An 18,139-nucleotide genomic window follows, 5' to 3' on the forward strand; every position below is an offset into this window, starting at 1 on the left:
TGCAGCAGCCGGAAGCGCCGCCGGTTCTCCCGCAGCCCCCCGATTCCTGACTCACCCGACCTGCCCAAGGCAGCACCGCCCCCGGCTGCCCTGCTGGGCGTCATCAGCATTCCAACTGTCATGCGTCTGTCCAGCGCGGCGGCTGAAGCGCAGCGTGTACTTGGCGAGCGTCGTGACAAACTGGCCGCTGCTGCGCAGAAGGAACAGGCCGGCTGGCGCGTCGAGCAGCAGAAACTGCAGGAAAGTGCGCGTACACTGACCTCTGAGCAGATCCAGATTCGTGAGCGTCATTTGCAGGAGCGTCGTGCGAAAGCGCAGCGCGATTTTGCCAACCGGGCGCGCATCATCCAGGAGGCGGCCAATGTGTCGCTTAACCAGATTGAACGCGAACTTGTACGTATCGTCCGGCAGGTAGCGGCTTCGCATAGCATGAATCTTGTTTTGCACAGCGAGCAGGTGGCACTTCATGTTGATGGTCAGGATATCACGGAAGAGACGGCAAAGGTTCTGAACAAGATCTTGCCTCATGTCTTTATTCCTGCAGAAGATGTTGATCCTGAGGTGCTGGCAAAATCAGGCAAAATGCCGACCACCGCTGACGAAGACACAACATCTCAGGTTGGTCCGGGTCCGACGACCCAGCCTGCTCCGCCTGCCTCGATCCTCAGGAAGCATTGATCTGTCATGAGCCTGTCATCCACCGATGGTCTACCCGGTGATCCGCGTTTCTTTGATCGTCAGGGACCCTTCTCAATCTCGGAGCTTGCAGCGTGCGCCGAGGCCGAGATTGTAGGGCCGGCGGGGGCGGCGGAGCTTCAGCTTCGTGGTGTTGCGCCGTTACAGGCGGCCACGCGGCAGGAAGTCAGTTTTCTTGATAACAGACGGTATCTGCCACTTCTTGCCGATACCAATGCTGGCGCTGTCATCCTTGGTCCGGCTTTCAAGGACAAGCTGCCAGAGGGCGTGGTAGGACTCGTCAGCAAGGCGCCTTATCTTGCCTGGGCGCGTATTGCTGCCCGTTTTCACCCTGTCTCTCCATCGCGTCCCGGGGTGCATCCCACGGCTGTGGTCGATGAAACGGCCATCCTGGGTGAGAATGTTGAAATTGGTCCCTTCGTGACAATCGGCGCCCATGTCGAAATCGGGTCGGGAAGTATCCTTTCGACGCACGCTGTCATCGGCGACGGAGTGGTGATCGGTGCGCATAATCGTATTGGTGCCCATGTTTCGGTTTCGCATGCGATACTGGATGATCGGGTCACGCTCTATCCCGGAGCCCGCATCGGTCAGGACGGTTTCGGCTTTGCCGTTGGTCCGGCAGGGTTTGAGACAGTGCCGCAGCTCGGGCGCGTGATTCTGGGCCATGATGTAGAAATCGGGGCCAATTCGACGATCGACCGCGGCTCGATGCGGGATACGGTGATCGGTGCGGGAACACGTATCGATAACCTCGTGCAGATCGGTCATAATGCGCAGCTTGGTCGCTGCTGTATTGTCGTTTCACAGGCGGGTATCTCGGGTTCAACCGAACTTGGTGATTTTGTCACCATCGCCGCCCAGGCCGGTCTGATCGGCCATATAAAAATCGGTGACAAGGCGCGTATCGGAGCTCAATGCGGTGTGATGTCCGACGTAGAGGCCGGTGCTGATGTCATAGGTAGCCCCGCCATGCCGTTCAGGGAGTTTTTCCGTAACGTGGCCTTCCTTCGTCGTCTGGCAAAAAAGGATGGCAAGAGCGAGACCTGATTTCTCGCCTGCACGCGCCTGTGGTCACGGGTTCAGAGTTTTGCTAGAAGCTGGCGGACATATCAAACCTGCCGTCACGTTAGTGGCGGTTGAACGTGGCGATTAACCGGCTGCGTTCAGGAACAAGAAGTGAGCAGAACATTGGACGCCTCTGCGGAAGAAAATAACAAGGAAATGACGGCCAAGGCTGAAGCGGTTGATATCGAAGCCATCGATATCATGCGGATCATGTCGGCTATCCCTCACCGTTATCCTTTTCTGATGATCGATAAGATGGTCGATATCAAGCTTGGTGAGTCGGCAACCGGTATCAAGAACGTCACCATCAACGAGCCATTCTTTACGGGGCATTTTCCTGCACAGCCGGTCATGCCTGGTGTGCTGATCGTTGAGGCAATGGCACAGACAGCGGCGACGCTGGTTGTCCTCACGCTTGGCGATGCCTTTGAGGGCAAGCTCGTCTATTTCATGACCATCGAAGGCGCGAAGTTCCGCCGCCCGGTTGGTCCCGGTGACCAGCTGCATATCACAGTTGTCAAGGAGCGCGCCCGCGCCAATGTATGGCGTTTCAAGGGTGTCGCACGTGTCGATGGTGTTTCGGTTGCCGAGGCGACCTTCAGCGCCATGATTATGGGTTAGAAACAGCTTCGTGGATCGTTCCGTGTCAAAATGGCCCAGCACTGTCAGCATTCACCCAAGCGCATTGGTCGCTCCAGAGGCGGTTCTTAGTGAGAATGTCACTATCGGGCCCTGGTGCTCAATTGGTCCCGATGTTTCCCTTGGTGACGGGGTAAAGCTCCATGCCAATGTCATCATAGAGGGTCAGACCGATATTGGTGCGCATGTCGAGATTTTCCCTTTCGTGACTGTGGGTTTGGCCCCACAGGATCTGAAATATCGTGGCGAGCCGACGCGCTGCATCATCGGCGCTCATACGGTTATCAGAGAGAATGTCACGATTCATCGTGGTACGGCGCAGGGAACTGCGTTGACCCGTGTGGGGGGGCATTGTCTGATTATGGCCAATGCGCATGTGGCTCATGACTGCGACATTGGGGACGGCGTCATCATCGTTAATAATGTGGTGATGGGTGGTCATGTCGAAATCGGTGACGGGGCCCGAATCATGGGGGCTGCTGCTCTGCATCAGTTCGTACGTATCGGACGTGGGGCGCTTGTCGGTGGTGTCTGTGGTGTCGAGGCCGATGTCATTCCCTATGGCAGTGTGCTGGGCAACAGGGCACGCCTGGTAGGTCTGCACTGGATATGGCTGCGTCGTCAGGGCGTGAGTGCGGAAGAAATACAGCAGATGCGCCGGGCTTTCCGGACCCTTTATCCACGGACAGGGCGCAACGAAAATGTTCTGGAATCACGTCTTGCTTCAGTAAAGCGGGATTTCGCCTCCAGCGCACGTGTGCAGGAAATTGTCGCATTCATGGAAGTGCAGAGCCGGCGCGGTCTTGTGCGCGCAGCGAGCCCCTCTCAGCTATCGGTAGAAACCGAGGGCGCATGAATACCGCACCTGTCGGGATTCTGGCCGGGAGCGGACCTTTGCCGTTTCAGGTGGCTGAAGCCATATCTCGGCAGGGCGGCAGGGTCTTCATTGTCGGGTTTCAGGATTTTGTCGACCTTGAGCAGATACGGCATTGGCCCCACAGGATTATTCGCCTGGCTGCGGCGGGTGAAATTCTGTCTGCTCTTCGACAGGCCGAATGTCGCGATATAGTACTTATCGGTCCCGTACGTCGTCCTGCCTTACGCGATCTGCGTCCCGATGCCGAAGGGGCCAGACTTATGGCCCGGGTCGGGCGGGCACTTTTTGCCGGCGATAACGGGCTTTTGGGCGCACTCATCCGGATTTTCGGAGAGGAGGGGTTCAATGTGCGTGGTGCGCATGAGTTTCTTACCCGGTCTCTTGGCAAGGTCGGAGCTTTGGGGCGTGTGCAGCCCGATTCCCAGGCAATGAGCGATATCATGAGAGGCGTGTCAGTCGTGCGCGGTCTCGGTGCGCTCGATATAGGTCAGGGCTGCATTGTGCAGGATGGGGTTGTTCTGGCTGTAGAAGCGATCGAGGGGACGGATCGTATGCTGGCGCGGGCATTGCATCTGGCACAGCCCGGCCCCGGGGGTGTTTTGGTCAAGATGCTCAAGCCGGGTCAGGAAGCGCGTGCCGACATGCCCACAATCGGCCCCAATACGGTTGTAAATGCCCAGGCTGCAGGGCTGCGTGGTATCGCTTTCGAGACAGGCTTTACCTTGTTGACCGATCCTGACGAATGTGAGGCAACCGCTGATCGCCTAGGGTTGTTTCTCTATGGTCTGAGCCGTGCCGAAAGTCAGGGCGCAGGTTAAGGCGCATCTTTCAGGAGTAAAATCATGGCAACCTACTTGCACACGATGATCCGCGTATTCGATCTCGACAAGAGTGTGGCTTATTACAGGCTGCTCGGTATGCGCGAAATTCGTCGCCGGGAAGTGCCGGAGGGGCGTTATACGCTTGTCTATCTTGGCTTCAACGACAATGCCCATGGCGAGGCAGAAATCGAACTGACCCACAACTGGATCAGGCAACGCCTTACGAGATAGGCAATGGTTTTGGTCATTTCGCCGTTGGTGTCGCGGATGCGGCGGCGACAGTCGAGAAAATCCGTGCCGGTGGCGGCAAGGTGACACGTGAGGCTGGACCCGTGAAATTCGGTACGACAATCATTGCCTTCGTTGAAGATCCCGATGGTTACAAGATCGAGATTATCCAGAAGGACACATATTGAGGCTTTTCTGCCCGGCGTGTTGACGCCGGGCAGAGCTGGCATTCAGGCCGTTTTTTTTGAGCGTTTCAGGTGTTCTGTCGCTCTTTCCAGCGCAGCAACGATACTCAGTGCATGTCGGCGAACCGTTTCATCCGCATTGCCGGCAAGAAGATCAGCAGCAAGCAATGCTGTAGCCAGATCATTGCGCAGGTCGTGGCGGAGCGTTGACAGACGTTTTTCCGCATCTTTCGACGATAAATCCTGTTGCTGCGTCATTACCAGACTCCTTGATTTTATTGACAGGGCAGTTCGGGCCTCGTAAAAGCCCGCGCACAGAGGAAGATGGCGTCACCCTTGTGTCGTCTTCTTGTCAGGGTGGGCCTTCACTGGTCTCGCCGTCAATCATTGCCTTGAGGAATGACGCCATGAAGCGTACCTATCAACCGTCCAAGCTCGTTCGCAAGCGTCGCCATGGCTTCCGCGCCCGTATGGAAACCGTCGGTGGCCGTCGCGTCATCAACAACCGTCGTGCCAAAGGCCGCAAGAAGCTCTCGGCCTGATTACGACTTGGCGGACCAGCCCCAGAAACTTCGAAAAAGACCCGAATTTCTCCGGGTGGCCAGTCGGGGGCGGAAAGTTGCCACACCGGGTCTTGTGCTTCAGGTTCTGAGAACGGAACATGAGGCTCCGGCCCGTGTGGGATTTACCGTGACCAAGAAAGTCGGTAACGCTGTTGTGCGTAACCGCACACGCCGCCGCCTGAGGGCGGCGTTGCAGCATGTGGCTCGCAAGACTGATCTCGCTGCTGTGGACCTTGTGCTGATCGGACGCGATTCGACCAGAGGGCGTCCTTTCGACAGGCTGATTGCAGATCTTGAACATGCCCTCAGAAAAGGCGAAGCCCTGTGATCGCTGTGGTCAGAAAGACGGTACTTACCTTTCTTCTGGCCCTGCTGCATATCTATCGACGGTATGTCAGCCCACAACTTGGCACCAATTGCCGTTTCCACCCCTCCTGTAGTGTTTATGCCCAGGAGGCCCTGCGCCGCCATGGGATCGGGCGGGGTCTCTGGTTGACGATCAGAAGGCTTCTACGCTGTCATCCCTACTGCAGCGGAGGTTTCGATCCGGTGCCCTGAAGGGCATAAAATATCGAATTGTGCTCCTCCCTATTGTTTTGTCGTCGGAATTCGGTCACTTGAACCGCTACGGATGCGGCTTTTGACCCGTGTTCCTCACCACTTGTTTCATTCTCATTGGAAAGACCGGTATTCGGCTGATGGATATCAAGCGCATCATCGTGGCAACCAGTCTCTCGGCCGCGATCGTGGTCGGCTTCGATTATTTCGTGCCGCAGCACGCGAAGAAAGACGTCGAGACCCGGACATCACAGCAGGCTCAGGGCAAGACTCCTGATGCGGGGGGCAAGGTCTCTGCTCTTCCCGTGGCGGCGCCAGGAGGAGCTCCGGCGAACAGCCCGGCAGCCGCAACCGCACCGGCCGGACATATAGCCATTGAAGGGCCTGATGCCACGGGCTCGTTCAGCCTGCGCGGTGCGCGTTTCGATAATCTCGTTCTGACTCACTATCATGAGACGATCGAGAAGAATTCGCCTCTGGTCCGCCTGCTGGAAAATGTCGAAGGGCCACAGCCGAGTTTTGTCGAGATCGGGTGGCAGGCGCCGGCCGGTTCGACGCTGCGTCTGCCTGATGCCAATACCGATTGGTCCAGCGACGACAAGACGCTATCACCCGATCATCCCGTCACGTTGCAATGGGATAATGGTCAGGGCCTGCTTTTCAGGATCGAGATCAAGCTCGATCGTCGTTATCTGTTTGATATCACACAGAGTGTACAGAATCAGGCAGGTGGCCCGGTTTCCCTGACACCCTATCAGCGTGTCGAGCGTGATTACAAACCCGTCGAGACCGGCGGTATGATTGTGCAGGAAGGCCCGCTCTCGGTCGTCAATGATCGGCTGGATGAGGAATCCTACAAGACCATGCGCAAGGGGGCGACCAAAGCGGATAATGCTGCCTGGTCGGCCGATGGCGTGGGTGGCTGGGCAGGTATTACCGACAAATACTGGCTGACAGCTGTCATTCCCGACCAGAAAGCAGCCGTCTCGGTTCGCTATCGCTTTGTACCGAACGCCAAGGAAGGATCGTATATCGTCGATACCCAGTCCAGCCAGCCAGTCCAGATTGCGCCTGGCTCGACAGTTCAGACGACGAGCATGGTCTTTGCCGGGGCCAAGGAGGTCAATCTTCTCGACCAGTACACGAATGACCTGCATATTCCGTACTTCTACAAGGCGGTCGATTTTGGCTGGTTCGCGTTTCTCACCCGGCCGATGTTCCACGTATTGCACTGGCTCTATGACAAGTTCGGCAATTTCGGCATCGCCCTGCTGGCTTTGACCCTGATCATCAAGCTGATCCTCTATCCTCTGGCGACCAAGTCTTTCGCTCCATGGCACGCATGCGGACACTTGCTCCCCGTATCCAGGCCATTCGCGAACATAACAAGGGTGACCAGCTGGCACAGAACCAGCAGATCATGGCGCTTTACAAGGAAGAGGGTGTCAATCCTGCCGGTGGCTGTCTGCCTCTTCTGGTTCAGGCCCCGGTTGCTTTCTGTCTGTACAAGGTGCTGAACATCACGATCGAGATGCGTCATGCGCCTTTCTATGGATGGATACGCGATCTTTCCGCACCGGACCCGACGACAATCTTCAATCTGTTCGGACTTCTGCCGTTCAATCCGGCCTTCATGCCCGAAATGCTGCATATAGGCATCTGGCCGATCCTGTTTGGCATCACCATCTGGCTGATGCAGCGACAGAGCATGGTCAGCATGGATCCCGCCCAGCAGAAGATCATGCAGTTCATGCCGGTTATCTATACGATCTTCCTTGGTCGTATCTCGGCTGGCATCATCATCTACTACACCTGGAATAACGTTCTCAGCTATGGGCAGCAGAAACTGATCCAGATGCAGATTGACCGGGGTGTGAAGAAGGGCGGTACAGCCGTCAGAAAGCCGTGAGCCAGAAAGAAGATCCGACCATTTTCACCGAAGAGCAGATCGAGAATGGCCGTCTGCTTTTTGCGGCTGAATGCGATTTCTTCTTCGGGGCGCAGAAGCTTGATCAGCTTCCGCCTCTTGCGGGGCCGGAAGTGGCTTTCGCGGGGCGTTCGAATGTTGGTAAATCCAGTCTGATCAATGCCCTTACCGGGCGTAACAGGCTTGCGCGTGCCTCTTCGGAACCCGGACGCACCAAGCAACTGAATTTTTTCAATCTCGGTGGTCGTCTGGCTCTGGTTGATATGCCGGGCTATGGCTTTGCAAAAGCGGCGAAATCGGTAAAGGAAGAATGGCAGACGATGATGTTTGCCTATCTTCGTGGTCGTCCGACCCTGACGCGGGTTTTCCTACTTCTGGACTCCCGTATAGAGCTGAAACAGGCCGATCGTGATGTCATGGAGATGCTCGACCGTGCCGCTGTGCTGTTTCAGATCGTACTGACCAAGGCTGATGGCCTGGGGCCAAACAAGCTGAAGGCAAAAACTGCCGAGGTCGAGACTGTTCTGGCCAGACATGCTGCTGCCTATCCGCATATTGCGATAACCAGCAGCGAGACCGGTCTGGGTATCGACACCTTGCGTGCTGAAATTGCCCGCTCGATCGGGAACTCAATGGTTGAAGGGGAGCAGGGATGACCAGGGATACATTGGAGTTCACGCTCCCTGACATGAATGATGAGGGCCAGCAGCAGGCAGCTCTCCTTGCGAGCGCCCTGCCTTTCCTTCGTCGTTATGCTGGCGACACAATCGTGGTCAAGTATGGCGGAAACGCCATGGGTAAGGATCATCTGTCGAGTGCATTCGGGCGGGACATCGCGCTTCTGAAGCTTGTCGGTATCAATCCGATTGTCGTGCATGGTGGTGGGCCGCAGATCAGTGCCATGCTCAAGCGCCTCAATATCGATTCACGCTTCGTGGATGGACTGCGTGTTACCGATCAGGCCGCTATCGATGTAATCGAGATGGTGCTGTCAGGGAGCGTCAACAAACAGGTGGCTGACCTTATCAACCGTGCGGGAGCCCTGGCGGTTGGTATTTCGGGCAAGGATGGTGGATTGCTTCAGGCACGCAAGCTGATGCATCGCAGCCGTGATCCACGTTCGGGTCAGGAAGAAACACAGGATCTCGGTTTTGTTGGCGAGCGACAAAAATCGATCCGCGCGTTCTTTATTCCCTCCTTGGCTCAGGTCTGATCCCTGTCATCGCGCCCATCGGTGTAGGTGAAAAAGGAGAGACCTATAATATCAATGCCGATACTGCGGCAGGTGCGATTGCGGGGAGTGTCAATGCTTCCCGTCTGTTGATGCTGACCGACGTTGCCGGCGTACTGGATGAAAATGGCACGCTTATACCAGAGCTGACGGCAGAGGAAGCGCAGCGACGTATCGAGGATGGATCAATTTCCGGAGGAATGATCCCCAAGGTCGAGACCTGTCTTGCTGCTGTCAAGGCCGGCGCCAGTGCAGCGGTTATTCTTGATGGGCGCGTGCCTCATGCCTGTCTGCTGGAGCTGTTTACCCATAAAGGCTCCGGTACGATCATCAGGGCAGCCTGATCAGGCGTCTTCGTGGGCGAAATACCAGTCCACGTTTTCTTCCTGTGCGATTGTAAGAGCAAGACGGGCTCTTTCGAAGAATACGTCCACGGTATCGGTCGAGTGGGGCTCTCGCGTGACGAGACCAATCTTGACCGATATCAGGGGATTGGCTCCTGCCGCGCACATATAGCGCCTTTTGCAGATCAGATCGGCTCGTTCTACCGAAGCAAAACGATCCCCGCCATCAAGCCAGAGCACAAAACTTTCGCGATCCAGCTGTCCGATCAGGTCGGTTGGTCTAATCGCACGCTGCAGAAATATGATCGCATCACGCACATGCGCAATCTGTTCGATAGCGGCTTCGGCATTCCCCAGCTCATCCGGCGTGTTCAGCAAGCCTGAGAAAGAGACGAGCATAAGCGTGGCTGCAAGATGTTCCCGATCCAGCCGGGAAAAGCGCTGCTCGACTTTTTCTCTGAAAGCGACCAGACCGGAAGGTGGGTTAGGGGATCGTAGGGCAGGGCGCGCATCAGGACGCGGTAGCGATAATCCACCTCGATCATCGCCCCAGCCGTTTGTATCAGCGTGCCGAGGATACGACGGAGGATTCTGCCGCACGGGTCGGGAAACGCTGCGGGTAATAGACAAAAATGCCTATTTCGCCCTGATGCCTGACTTCCGTGATGGCTCGGAGACAAAGATTTGTGTAGCTCCGGGCACTGCTGGTTTCGTCATGCGAGACATCGTCAGGATCCGGCCAGGAATAAAGAATATGAAGCTGTGGTTCCGAAGGGGGAGGAATAACCAGAGCCCCGGCACTCATGAGAATACCCCGATCAGGTTTTGTCTGTTCGCAGAACTGCTCGAAGGCCATGCGCAGACCCTCGGATACCGAAATGGCAGCGCGCAGGGTTTCAAGTAAAGATGCCTGAAACTCGACTTCGCGCTGCTTCCATTTTCGCGAGAGGCTTGGCGAGGCGTGTTTCGAATGACCTGACACGAAATTCGATAGTGCCGAACGCATGGTGTTCATCATGAATGCGTTCATCTGGTATATTCCCGAGGAGAGAAAGGAAAATGCTGCGGTGCTCTCGATAGCATGGTTTTCTGGGGTGAGCCTCCGTTTCCTTGCTCACGATCCAGTATAGGGTCGGGTATTTAATTCATCCTTAACGCTTATCTGACGCATGATTCGTTGACTTCCTGATGCGTCCTGAGCATGGTCCGCTCACTTGAGTAACCCCGTCAAAAGGACGCCCCGAGATGCCCGCTTCCGATTTGCGTACTGTGATCGACTCGTTGTGGGAGCGTCGTGATACGCTCAATGCCCAGACGGAAGGCGAGGCGCGCGAAGCGATCGAGCGTGCACTGACCGCTCTGGATGAAGGCAGATTGCGTGTGGCAGAGCCCGGAGAGAAGGGCTGGACTGTACATGAATGGCTCAAGAAAGCGGTTCTTCTTTCTTTCCGCATTACTGACAGCCGTGTGGCGGAACGTGGCTGTGGTGGTGTTCCCGGTTTTGACAAGGTGCCACTGAAATTCGATGGCTGGGATCAGTTCCGCTTTGCTGAAGCCGGGTTTCGTGCCGTGCCCGGTGCCATTGTACGTCGCTCCGCCTATATTGCTCCCGGCGTGGTTCTGATGCCGAGCTTTGTCAATGTCGGTGCACGTGTCGACAGCGGCACGATGATTGATACCTGGGCGACAGTCGGTTCCTGCGCCCAGATAGGCAAGAACGTGCATATCAGCGGCGGTGCCGGTATTGGTGGTGTGCTGGAACCCCTGCAAGCCGCACCGGTCATCATCGAGGATGACTGCTTCATCGGTGCCCGTTCGGAAGTGGCCGAAGGTGTTGTCGTCGAGCGCGGTTCGGTACTGTCCATGGGCGTGTTTATCGGCGCGTCGACCAAGATTGTTGATCGTGCGACAGGCGAAATCTTCATGGGGCGTGTTCCGGCGTATTCGGTCGTTGTGCCTGGTACATTGCCCGGTCGTACACCTGACGCGCCGCATCTTGCCTGCGCTGTCATCGTCAAGCGTGTTGATGAGCGCACACGTTCCAAGACCTCAATCAACGAATTGTTGCGCGACTGATCGTGTCTCTTGATGTTGTCAGCCTCGCGGGTCAGCTGATCAGCTGCCGCTCTGTTACACCCGCGGATGACGGAGCGATGGCACTGCTTGCCGAAACGCTGGCCAGTCTCGGTTTCAGGACAGAGCGTGTCGATCGTGGGCCGGAAGGTAGCAAAACGCCCAATCTCTTTGCACGTATGGGCGAAGGGGGGCCGCATCTGTGTTTTGCCGGGCATACTGATGTTGTGCCGCCAGGGGACAACTGGCGTCACGATCCGTTCGGGGCTCAACGCGTCGACGGAATGCTGTATGGGCGCGGCGTTGCGGATATGAAGGGCGGCATCGCGGCCTTTATTGCTGCGGTGGCCAGTCTCAAGGCCGAACGAGCCCTCACGGGGGCTGTCAGCCTTCTGATCACAGGGGATGAGGAAGGTCCTGCGCTTTACGGGACAAAAGCAGTACTGCCCTGGATGATGGAGCAGGGACACCGTCCCGATTTCTGTCTTCTTGGTGAACCGACCAACCCTGACAGGCTTGGTCAGGTCATCAAGGTCGGACGTCGCGGTAGTCTGAATGCCGAAATCACGGTAGAGGGAGTTCAGGGTCATGTTGCCTATCCGCATCTGGCTGATAACCCGATCCATCGTTTGCTGTCGATCCTGAGTGAGCTGACTGCGCGTGTTCTGGACGAAGGCAATGTCCATTTCGCGCCCTCCTCTCTGCAGGTCGTCAGTGTGGATGTCGGTAATTCCGCCAGCAACGTGATTCCAGGCAAGGCGACGGCAAGGCTCAATATCAGATTCAATACCGAGCATCGCGGCGAAGATCTGGTAAAGTGGATAAACGAGGTCGCTGCCCGTCATGCAAATAAGGTACGGCTCGAAGCGAGTATCAGTGGCGAAGCGTTTCTTACAGAACCAGGAGATGCTGTGGAGGCCTTGTCGCGTGTCGTGGCGCGTCACACGGGCCTTGTCCCGAAGCTTGATACTGGCGGTGGTACATCGGACGCTCGATTTATTGCCCATTACTGTCCGGTTGCCGAATTCGGGCTGGTAGGTGCCACAATGCACAAGGCGGATGAATGTGTTGCCATTGCCGATCTGCAGGCACTGGTCCTGATCTATCGTGATTTTCTTGAGGCTTTCGGATTGTGAAAACCGGTTCTCCCACTCCGACCGAAACACCGGCAGGGGCTGCTTCGCGCATTCTGCGTGGTGTCTTGCAGCTGGGTCGCGGTGACGCCCAGGGACTTGAGGCGTTTCGTAACACGCCCGAGGCCTTGCTATCAGCGATAGCACCGAGCGTTGCCCTGTTTCTGGTGATTGGACTATCGCAGCTGGGGCAGAAGCTCGATGCCGTCCAGATGACCAAGGTCATGATCCTGATCACGGTCCTGCTGACCAGACTGGTCGTTTCCCAGCTCGCTGCAAAATTCTGGAAACGCGAGGCGCTCTGGCTGCGCTATGCAACAGCTCTGCAGTGGAGCAGCTGGCTGCCGCTGGTTCTCTCACTGTTTGCATTGAGCCTGGTCGAACTTGTCATGCCTGGTCGTGCCTCAACGCCTGCGGGTCTGGCCGGTGTAATGCTGGGGGTCGAACTGTATGAACTCTGGCTTGGCTGGTTTATAGCCCGCAAGGCATTACAGATCAGCGGTGGCAGGGCTGCTGCTCTTGTTGTTCTGATCAATCTGTCTGTTGCAATACTCTATGTCATCGCAGCTCTTCTGCCGCCGCATTACAATGCACTGCGGGAAATCATGGTGCCCCTGCCAAAATCCTGAGTGTTTTCGGGGTGGCCGGGTCAGGGAAGCCCGGCAGGCAGCCTATCAGATCAGACAGTCAGGCGAACGGGTCCTGCAAATATCCGACGCCGACAAGACACAACCCTTCCGGTGGCGCTGTAGGCCCCGCTTTGCGTCGATCGCAGGCGTCGAGAACAGTACGCAGCTTGTCTATCGGCCATTGCCCGCTACCAACAAGCTGCAATGAGCCCGCCAGATTGCGCACCTGATGATGCAGGAAGGAACGAGCCTCGACATCCAGATAAATCAGCATGCCGTCTCGGGTCACGTTGAGGCAGTCCAGTGTACGCACCGGGCTGCTGGCCTGACAGGAGGCAGCACGGAATGATGAAAAATCATGGCGTCCGAGAAGCGTCCGGGCGGCTTCATGCATGGCCACTTCGTCAAGGGGGCGTCGGACATGCCATACATGATCTGCATTCAGTACAGCGCGTGTGGGACGATTGAGGATCGTATAACGATAACGTCTGGATATCGCTGAAAACCGGGCATGCCAGCCTTGCTTGCCGGGGCGGCCTCCAGCACGGCTACACGATGCGGCTTGAGATGAAAGCTGATTCCGTCGCGTATCTGACGCGCATCAAGACGATCCTGCTCCGGCAGATCCAGTTGCACGACCATTGCCGAGGCATGGACTCCCGCATCGGTACGACCAGCAGTTGCGCTCATGACGGGTGCATCGCCTGCAAGGCGAGAGGCTGCTTTCTCAAGCAGCTCCTGCACGGATAGGCCATTATTCTGTCTTTGCCAGCCTACCAGCCCCGTCCCGTCATATTCGATTTTCAGGGCCCAGCGGCGATAACCCTGAGCAGGGCCATCATGTTCCAAGAGATGTCCCCTTGGGAACAGGCGTGCCGCGCAGAAAATCCGAAGCGGCCATCATTGCCTTGCCAGGACGTTGCAGTGTGAGAATCTGAAGGGCATTTTCACCGCAGGCGATTGTCAGCATGTCATCAAGGGCGCTGCCTGGCGTCTCCTGGGTAGCGCATTCGACGATACGGGCCTGACCGATCTTGAGTACGTTACCATTCAGTGTGGTAAAAGCCCCCGGCCAGGGTGTCAGCCCCCTGATCTGCCTGTCCAGCCTGTCAGCCGGATTATGCCAGTCCAGTCGACCAGTCTCACGCGTCAGGCGCTCGGCATAGGTTATACCCTGATCGGATTGCGGTACAGGCGCGAAGGGGCGGCGCAGTGTTTCGAGCAACAACTCGGCACCAAGACAGGAAAGCCGGTCATGCAGGGTTGAGGCTGTTTCGTTTTCGGTCAGATCGAGCGCCGCTTCTGCAAGGACGTCACCCGTATCAAGGCCGGCATCCATCTGCATGATCGAGGTGCCACTGCGTCTGTCGCCGGAGAGAATTGCGGACTGGATCGGAGAAGCACCACGCCAGCGGGGTAGCAGGCTGGCATGAACGTTCAGGCAGCCTTTGAGCGGAGCATCAAGCATGCGTTGGGGCAGGATCAGCCCATAGGCAACCACGATGCCAAGCTCGGCATCGAGTGATTCGAAAAACGCCTGTTCCTCTTCATTGTGTCTGATCCTGACCGGGCATCGTACCGGGATACCCGCGCGCTCTGCTGCATTCTGCACAGGGGAGGGACGCAACGCCTTGCCGCGACCAGCCGGACGGGGGGGTTGCGTATAAACGTGTATGATGTCGTGCCCATCGGCACGAAGGGCTTCGAAAACCGGAACTGCAAAATCCGGCGTACCCATGAAAACAAGACGCATGGTGTCAGCGCCCTTTCTGTTCCTTGGCCAGACGGCGCATGATCATGTTGCGCTTGAGCTTGGAAAGATGGTCGACGAACAGGATGCCGTCGAGATGGTCGATTTCATGCTGGATGCAGGTGGCCAGAAGATCGTCCGCTTCCATCTCCTCAATGGTGCCGTTCAGAGTGCGGTAGCGCAGACGCACGCTGAGCGGGCGCACGACCTCGGCATATTGGTTGGGGAGAGAAAGACACCCCTCTTCACGAGCGGAAAGCTGCTCGGATTCCTCGATGATCTCCGGATTGATCAGCACAAGCGGATGGCGCTCCCCTTCATCAGCGACGTCGACAAGAGCAAAGCGCAGGCCGAGGCCGATCTGGGGCGCAGCAAGACCGATGCCGGGTGCTTTGTACATGGCCGAAAACATGCCGGGCAGATGCGATCTGACAAGTGCCATGTCGTCGGCAGTAACTTCCCGCGCTACAGCCCTGAGGACGGGTTGTGGGGCGACCAGAATTGGAGTGGGGGCGATGGACTCGATGTCCGGGAGGAAAGAAAGCGCAGTCATGATGCTGGGGATGTAACGACTCGATGAGAAGAAAACCAGATTTAAACAGAGGATCGTCGCTGCGTATTTGATGGACAGGCAGAGCGGGTGTCTTGCGCCTGCTGGCAAACATGACCATATCGGACAGGTGATCCAGCGCCGCTTGAGGGCTTGATCGCGCTACCGTCTCGCTCATGGAGGAGGCTGCATGTCAGGCCGCTTGTTCACGTCACCCATGTTTCTGGGCTTTGATCATCTTGAGCAGATGCTCGAGCGCGCATCCAAGACGGCATCCGATGGATATCCGCCTTACAATATCGAGCAACTGAATCAGACCACGCTGCGCATCACCCTGGCCGTCGCCGGATTTGTGATGGACGATCTGCATATCACACAGGAAGATAACCAGCTGGTTATACGTGGCCGTCAGACCGATGATAGCCAGGGCAGGATATTCCTTCATCGTGGTATTGCCGCGCGTCAGTTCCAGAAAGCGTTTGTGCTGGCAGAGAATATCGAGATTGGTGAAGCATGGCTCGATAACGGGCTGCTTCATATCGATCTGCTCCGTCCTCAGCCGGAAGTGCGGGTCAAGCGGATCGAGATCAGTGCCGGTCGGCCCGGTCATCCGGTTGCGCGGGCTACCCATATCGAGATGCCCAAACCACGACGCAGTCGAACCATTCGTGATCTCGACGACGAATAATCGGGTCTCGCCTCTGCGAGGAAGAGGTTTTATCTTGAACTCAAGGGTGTTTTGACCCGGTCGGCCCTCTGTCTTCTGGCCGACTCGACAGGAAGAATTTATTATGAGCAAAACTGTTCATGACGATGAAGCGGTTAAGGTGCAGGCACCTTTATCGGATCTGCGTCACATGACTCATCAGGATCTCAAGGAATTCGGGATGAGCCACGTCGCTTACGTCAAACCCGTTCTTTACGAGGGTGAAGCCGCTTTTGCCATTCATGCAGCGGATGGAACGCCAATGGCATTGGCCGAAGACAGAACAAGCGCCTTCGAAGCGATTGTTGATCATGAAATGGTTCCGGCCTGGGTGCATTGAGATGAAGAGTTCTGCTGCTGATATCGAGCGTTTCGCTGAAGAACATCGTCTGAGCGGTGCGGTGCGTCATGGCAATACGCTTTATCTGGCGGGCCAGGTTGCTGATGATTCCTCTCTGGATACGGAAGGACAGACAACCGATATCCTGCACCAGATTGATGCGATTCTGGCTGAGGCAGGGACGGACAAAACCCGGCTTCTTTCCGTCCAGATCTTCATGACTGACATTACAGAAATCGATGCGGTCAATCGCGCCTGGGATGCCTGGCTTGATCACGACCACAAGCCAGCGCGTGCAACAGTTGAGGCACGTCTGGTCAATCCCGACTGGTCAGTCGAAATCACGGCAGTCGCGGCAATATAGCCTGCCTACAGGTAGACAGAACCGGGTAGATCAGCTTTCGGTAGCGTTGGCCAGATGGGCTCTCAGTCTGAATTCCCTTCGGCGTTGCGCCGAACTGGCGATACCCAGCGCTTCCCGGTATTTTGCAACAGTGCGCCTCTGAATAACATGGCCTTCGTCCTGCAAGGCGCGGGTGAGCGCATCGTCAGAGAGAATGCCGTCCGGTTTCTCTTCCGTGATCAGGTGTTTAAGGCGTGCCTTGACCGAGTCTGCGCTGGTCTGTTCATCGCCATTTCCCAGCCCTGTCGAAAAAAAGCGTCGAAGAGGTAACAGGCCACGCTGCGTCCCTATAATTCTTGACGTAGTGACACGGCTTACAGTGCTTTCGTGCAAGCCGGTCTTTTCGGCAATCTGTGAAAGTGTCAGAGGCCTGAGAGCTGTGATGCCCTTTTCGAGAAACTCAGCCTGATATCTGGCGATCGCCTGACAAATCAGAAGAAGCGAACGGGCGCGCTGCTCGACAGCGCGTAGCAAAGTAGTCGCTTCGTCATGCTTTTCTCGTGCATAGAGTTTTGCTTCTTCCTGGCCCGACAGAAGACGGCGATAGAGTGCCTCATCAAGAGTGAGCTTTGGCCACGTTGCCTGATTGAGAGAGATAACAGGGCCATCCGGACCAGGATGGATGAAAAGATCAGGTTCGGGGTCAGGGTCCGGTGGGGCGAATGAAGCACCCGGTCTGGGCTCGCATCCCCGTAGTTCCTGCAAGAGATCGGCATAGTCCCGGGCATCAAGTCCGCAGGCTTTTCTAAGCCTGTCATGCTCGCCATGTGCCAGCCAGTCCAGATGATCGAGAAGCGTTGCTACTGCCGGATCATATCGGTTCCGGGCACGAAACTGGGTGGCAAGACATTCTGTCAGGGAGAGGGCAAAGCAGCCAACAGGCTCGAAGAAAAGCATCTTCCTGCGAACGGCTTCAATATGCTCAACTGAAGCATCAAGCGCCTTGGCGATATCGCAAGGAGACGTCTCCAGACGGCCGGAAGCATCAAGGGCTTCAACGAGGGCGAGGGCGATGAACCGATCTTCGATCCTGTTAAAATACCGGCTTATCTGGGTCAGAAACACCTCGATCCGGCCTGGTGACGGCACATGAGGCTCCTGACACAGTCCCTCTTCAGCACTGTTGCCACTATGACGCAGAACAGGGTCGTCATCCCAGTCGGCTGCGATCTGTGGATCTTCGGGGTCGTAATCCTGAGGAAGATCGTCGCTGCGATAGTCTTCAGGTGTAGTATCATATTCGGGTGTGTTGCCCTCCGGGGAAGAGACGACCAGAAGAGGATTGGACTCTGCGATGAGGGTCAGTTCGGAAAGCAGCTCCTGGTTGGAAAGCTGCAGTAATCCTATCGCCTGTTGCAACGCCCCGGTCATGATCAGACCAGAGGTCTGACGCGTCTGGAGTGAAAGACGCGCCATCA

Annotated in this window: 21 protein-coding genes and 5 pseudogenes; 19 read left to right on the forward strand and 7 right to left on the reverse strand. The window is 56.6% G+C overall.

Annotation, left to right across the window (positions count from 1 at the left end; all coding sequences use genetic code 11):
• From JCM25354_RS18825 to JCM25354_RS18830, 6 genes and pseudogenes are all read left to right on the forward strand, one after another.
• Window positions 1-678, forward strand: a pseudogene (locus JCM25354_RS18825) (OmpH family outer membrane protein); the annotation flags it as partial.
• 6 nt (window positions 679-684) lie between these two features.
• The gene (lpxD, locus tag JCM25354_RS12430; RefSeq protein ID WP_025886244.1) at window positions 685-1,746 is read left to right on the forward strand and encodes a UDP-3-O-(3-hydroxymyristoyl)glucosamine N-acyltransferase; all 1,062 of its coding nucleotides are present in this window, start codon (window positions 685-687) and stop codon (window positions 1,744-1,746) included.
• A gap of 174 nt (window positions 1,747-1,920) precedes the next feature.
• On the forward strand, window positions 1,921-2,385 hold the full coding sequence (gene fabZ / locus JCM25354_RS12435) for a 3-hydroxyacyl-ACP dehydratase FabZ (RefSeq protein ID WP_051537409.1): 465 nt from the start codon (window positions 1,921-1,923) through the stop codon (window positions 2,383-2,385).
• 10 nt (window positions 2,386-2,395) lie between these two features.
• On the forward strand, window positions 2,396-3,259 hold the full coding sequence (lpxA, locus tag JCM25354_RS12440; RefSeq protein WP_025886245.1) for an acyl-ACP--UDP-N-acetylglucosamine O-acyltransferase: 864 nt from the start codon (window positions 2,396-2,398) through the stop codon (window positions 3,257-3,259).
• Entirely contained in the window at window positions 3,256-4,098 is an 843-nt protein-coding gene (locus JCM25354_RS12445; protein ID WP_025886246.1) for an LpxI family protein, read from the forward strand. The genes lpxA and JCM25354_RS12445 overlap by 4 nt, the downstream gene beginning before the upstream one ends.
• A 45-nt stretch (window positions 4,099-4,143) precedes the next feature.
• Window positions 4,144-4,517, forward strand: a pseudogene (locus tag JCM25354_RS18830) (VOC family protein).
• A gap of 42 nt (window positions 4,518-4,559) precedes the next feature.
• On the opposite strand, the gene JCM25354_RS12455 reads toward JCM25354_RS18830, so the two are convergent.
• The gene (locus tag JCM25354_RS12455) at window positions 4,560-4,772 is read right to left on the reverse strand and encodes a hypothetical protein (protein ID WP_025886247.1); all 213 of its coding nucleotides are present in this window, start codon (window positions 4,770-4,772) and stop codon (window positions 4,560-4,562) included.
• 149 nt (window positions 4,773-4,921) lie between these two features.
• Between JCM25354_RS12455 and rpmH the strand changes: the two genes are divergently transcribed.
• From rpmH to argB, 7 genes and pseudogenes are all read left to right on the forward strand, one after another.
• A complete protein-coding gene (rpmH, locus tag JCM25354_RS12460) occupies window positions 4,922-5,056 on the forward strand; it encodes a 50S ribosomal protein L34 (protein WP_023978518.1) in 135 nt (44 codons plus the stop codon).
• A gap of 7 nt (window positions 5,057-5,063) precedes the next feature.
• Window positions 5,064-5,405: a ribonuclease P protein component gene (gene rnpA / locus JCM25354_RS12465; protein WP_025886248.1), complete on the forward strand. Its 342-nt coding sequence runs from the start codon at window positions 5,064-5,066 to the stop codon at window positions 5,403-5,405.
• Between the two features lie 5 nt (window positions 5,406-5,410).
• A complete protein-coding gene (gene yidD, locus JCM25354_RS12470; protein ID WP_035447770.1) occupies window positions 5,411-5,635 on the forward strand; it encodes a membrane protein insertion efficiency factor YidD in 225 nt (74 codons plus the stop codon).
• Window positions 5,636-5,775: 140 nt separating this feature from the next.
• Window positions 5,776-6,909, forward strand: a pseudogene (gene yidC, locus JCM25354_RS23560) (membrane protein insertase YidC); the annotation flags it as partial.
• A 68-nt stretch (window positions 6,910-6,977) separates the two neighbouring features.
• Complete coding sequence (yidC, locus tag JCM25354_RS23565) at window positions 6,978-7,544, forward strand: membrane protein insertase YidC (protein ID WP_369345786.1); 567 nt, start codon at window positions 6,978-6,980, stop codon at window positions 7,542-7,544.
• Window positions 7,541-8,218 (forward strand): ribosome biogenesis GTP-binding protein YihA/YsxC, encoded by a 678-nt coding sequence (gene yihA, locus JCM25354_RS12480; RefSeq protein ID WP_025886250.1) that lies wholly within the window; start codon window positions 7,541-7,543, stop codon window positions 8,216-8,218. Before yidC (JCM25354_RS23565) ends, yihA begins: the two co-directional genes overlap by 4 nt.
• Window positions 8,215-9,137 (forward strand): annotated as a pseudogene (argB, locus tag JCM25354_RS18840) (acetylglutamate kinase). Before yihA ends, argB begins: the two are co-directional and overlap by 4 nt.
• Here argB and JCM25354_RS20820 read toward each other — a convergent pair.
• Both JCM25354_RS20820 and JCM25354_RS12495 read right to left on the reverse strand, forming a co-directional pair.
• On the reverse strand, window positions 9,138-9,737 hold the full coding sequence (locus tag JCM25354_RS20820) for a diguanylate cyclase domain-containing protein (protein WP_159103498.1): 600 nt from the start codon (window positions 9,735-9,737) through the stop codon (window positions 9,138-9,140). It lies immediately after the preceding pseudogene.
• Complete coding sequence (locus JCM25354_RS12495; protein ID WP_025886252.1) at window positions 9,700-10,167, reverse strand: hypothetical protein; 468 nt, start codon at window positions 10,165-10,167, stop codon at window positions 9,700-9,702. The genes JCM25354_RS20820 and JCM25354_RS12495 overlap by 38 nt, the downstream gene beginning before the upstream one ends.
• 215 nt (window positions 10,168-10,382) lie before the next feature.
• Here JCM25354_RS12495 and dapD point away from each other — a divergent pair, with 215 nt between their 5' ends.
• From dapD to JCM25354_RS12510, 3 genes are read left to right on the forward strand one after another with little or no spacing between them, the layout of a single operon-like run.
• Window positions 10,383-11,213 carry a 2,3,4,5-tetrahydropyridine-2,6-dicarboxylate N-succinyltransferase gene (gene dapD, locus JCM25354_RS12500; RefSeq protein ID WP_025886253.1) on the forward strand — a complete coding sequence of 277 codons (831 nt, stop codon included), beginning with the start codon at window positions 10,383-10,385 and terminating at the stop codon, window positions 11,211-11,213.
• A complete protein-coding gene (gene dapE, locus JCM25354_RS12505; RefSeq protein WP_035447760.1) occupies window positions 11,198-12,346 on the forward strand; it encodes a succinyl-diaminopimelate desuccinylase in 1,149 nt (382 codons plus the stop codon). Before dapD ends, dapE begins: the two co-directional genes overlap by 16 nt.
• Complete coding sequence (locus tag JCM25354_RS12510) at window positions 12,343-12,972, forward strand: hypothetical protein (protein ID WP_025886255.1); 630 nt, start codon at window positions 12,343-12,345, stop codon at window positions 12,970-12,972. The genes dapE and JCM25354_RS12510 overlap by 4 nt, the downstream gene beginning before the upstream one ends.
• A gap of 58 nt (window positions 12,973-13,030) precedes the next feature.
• Here the strand turns inward: JCM25354_RS12510 and truA are convergent.
• From truA to def, 3 genes and pseudogenes are all read right to left on the reverse strand, one after another.
• Window positions 13,031-13,821, reverse strand: a pseudogene (truA, locus tag JCM25354_RS18845) (tRNA pseudouridine(38-40) synthase TruA).
• Window positions 13,811-14,725 (reverse strand): methionyl-tRNA formyltransferase, encoded by a 915-nt coding sequence (fmt, locus tag JCM25354_RS12520; protein ID WP_025886256.1) that lies wholly within the window; start codon window positions 14,723-14,725, stop codon window positions 13,811-13,813. Before fmt ends, truA begins: the two are co-directional and overlap by 11 nt.
• Before the next feature lie 4 nt (window positions 14,726-14,729).
• Entirely contained in the window at window positions 14,730-15,275 is a 546-nt protein-coding gene (gene def / locus JCM25354_RS12525; protein WP_025886257.1) for a peptide deformylase, read from the reverse strand.
• 187 nt (window positions 15,276-15,462) lie between these two features.
• Here def and JCM25354_RS12530 point away from each other — a divergent pair, with 187 nt between their 5' ends.
• The 3 genes from JCM25354_RS12530 to JCM25354_RS12540 all read left to right on the forward strand — a co-directional run bounded on the left by JCM25354_RS12530 (window position 15,463) and on the right by JCM25354_RS12540 (window position 16,682).
• Window positions 15,463-15,960 carry an Hsp20 family protein gene (locus JCM25354_RS12530; RefSeq protein WP_025886258.1) on the forward strand — a complete coding sequence of 166 codons (498 nt, stop codon included), beginning with the start codon at window positions 15,463-15,465 and terminating at the stop codon, window positions 15,958-15,960.
• Window positions 15,961-16,063: 103 nt separating this feature from the next.
• The gene (locus JCM25354_RS12535; RefSeq protein ID WP_025886259.1) at window positions 16,064-16,318 is read left to right on the forward strand and encodes a DUF1150 family protein; all 255 of its coding nucleotides are present in this window, start codon (window positions 16,064-16,066) and stop codon (window positions 16,316-16,318) included.
• Between the two features lies 1 nt (window position 16,319).
• Window positions 16,320-16,682 (forward strand): RidA family protein, encoded by a 363-nt coding sequence (locus JCM25354_RS12540; protein WP_035447762.1) that lies wholly within the window; start codon window positions 16,320-16,322, stop codon window positions 16,680-16,682.
• Window positions 16,683-16,712: 30 nt separating this feature from the next.
• On the opposite strand, the gene rpoN is transcribed toward JCM25354_RS12540, so the two are convergent.
• The gene (gene rpoN, locus JCM25354_RS12545; protein ID WP_025886261.1) at window positions 16,713-18,137 is read right to left on the reverse strand and encodes an RNA polymerase factor sigma-54; all 1,425 of its coding nucleotides are present in this window, start codon (window positions 18,135-18,137) and stop codon (window positions 16,713-16,715) included.
• Window positions 18,138-18,139: the final 2 nt, after the last annotated feature.

Source organism: Asaia prunellae JCM 25354 (genome assembly GCF_000613885.1).
GTDB lineage: Bacteria > Pseudomonadota > Alphaproteobacteria > Acetobacterales > Acetobacteraceae > Asaia > Asaia prunellae.

Coding starts and splice junctions, on each gene's coding strand:
- lpxD (WP_025886244.1), top strand. CDS start 685: ATGAGCCTGTCATCCACCGATGGTCTACCCGGTGATCCGCGTTTCTTT.
- fabZ (WP_051537409.1), top strand. CDS start 1,921: ATGACGGCCAAGGCTGAAGCGGTTGATATCGAAGCCATCGATATCATG.
- JCM25354_RS12445 (WP_025886246.1), top strand. CDS start 3,256: ATGAATACCGCACCTGTCGGGATTCTGGCCGGGAGCGGACCTTTGCCG.
- JCM25354_RS12455 (WP_025886247.1), bottom strand. CDS start 4,772: ATGACGCAGCAACAGGATTTATCGTCGAAAGATGCGGAAAAACGTCTG.
- rpmH (WP_023978518.1), top strand. CDS start 4,922: ATGAAGCGTACCTATCAACCGTCCAAGCTCGTTCGCAAGCGTCGCCAT.
- yidC (WP_369345786.1), top strand. CDS start 6,978: ATGCGGACACTTGCTCCCCGTATCCAGGCCATTCGCGAACATAACAAG.
- JCM25354_RS12495 (WP_025886252.1), bottom strand. CDS start 10,167: ATGAACGCATTCATGATGAACACCATGCGTTCGGCACTATCGAATTTC.
- dapD (WP_025886253.1), top strand. CDS start 10,383: ATGCCCGCTTCCGATTTGCGTACTGTGATCGACTCGTTGTGGGAGCGT.
- fmt (WP_025886256.1), bottom strand. CDS start 14,725: ATGCGTCTTGTTTTCATGGGTACGCCGGATTTTGCAGTTCCGGTTTTC.
- def (WP_025886257.1), bottom strand. CDS start 15,275: ATGACTGCGCTTTCTTTCCTCCCGGACATCGAGTCCATCGCCCCCACT.
- JCM25354_RS12530 (WP_025886258.1), top strand. CDS start 15,463: ATGTCAGGCCGCTTGTTCACGTCACCCATGTTTCTGGGCTTTGATCAT.
- JCM25354_RS12535 (WP_025886259.1), top strand. CDS start 16,064: ATGAGCAAAACTGTTCATGACGATGAAGCGGTTAAGGTGCAGGCACCT.
- JCM25354_RS12540 (WP_035447762.1), top strand. CDS start 16,320: ATGAAGAGTTCTGCTGCTGATATCGAGCGTTTCGCTGAAGAACATCGT.
- rpoN (WP_025886261.1), bottom strand. CDS start 18,137: ATGGCGCGTCTTTCACTCCAGACGCGTCAGACCTCTGGTCTGATCATG.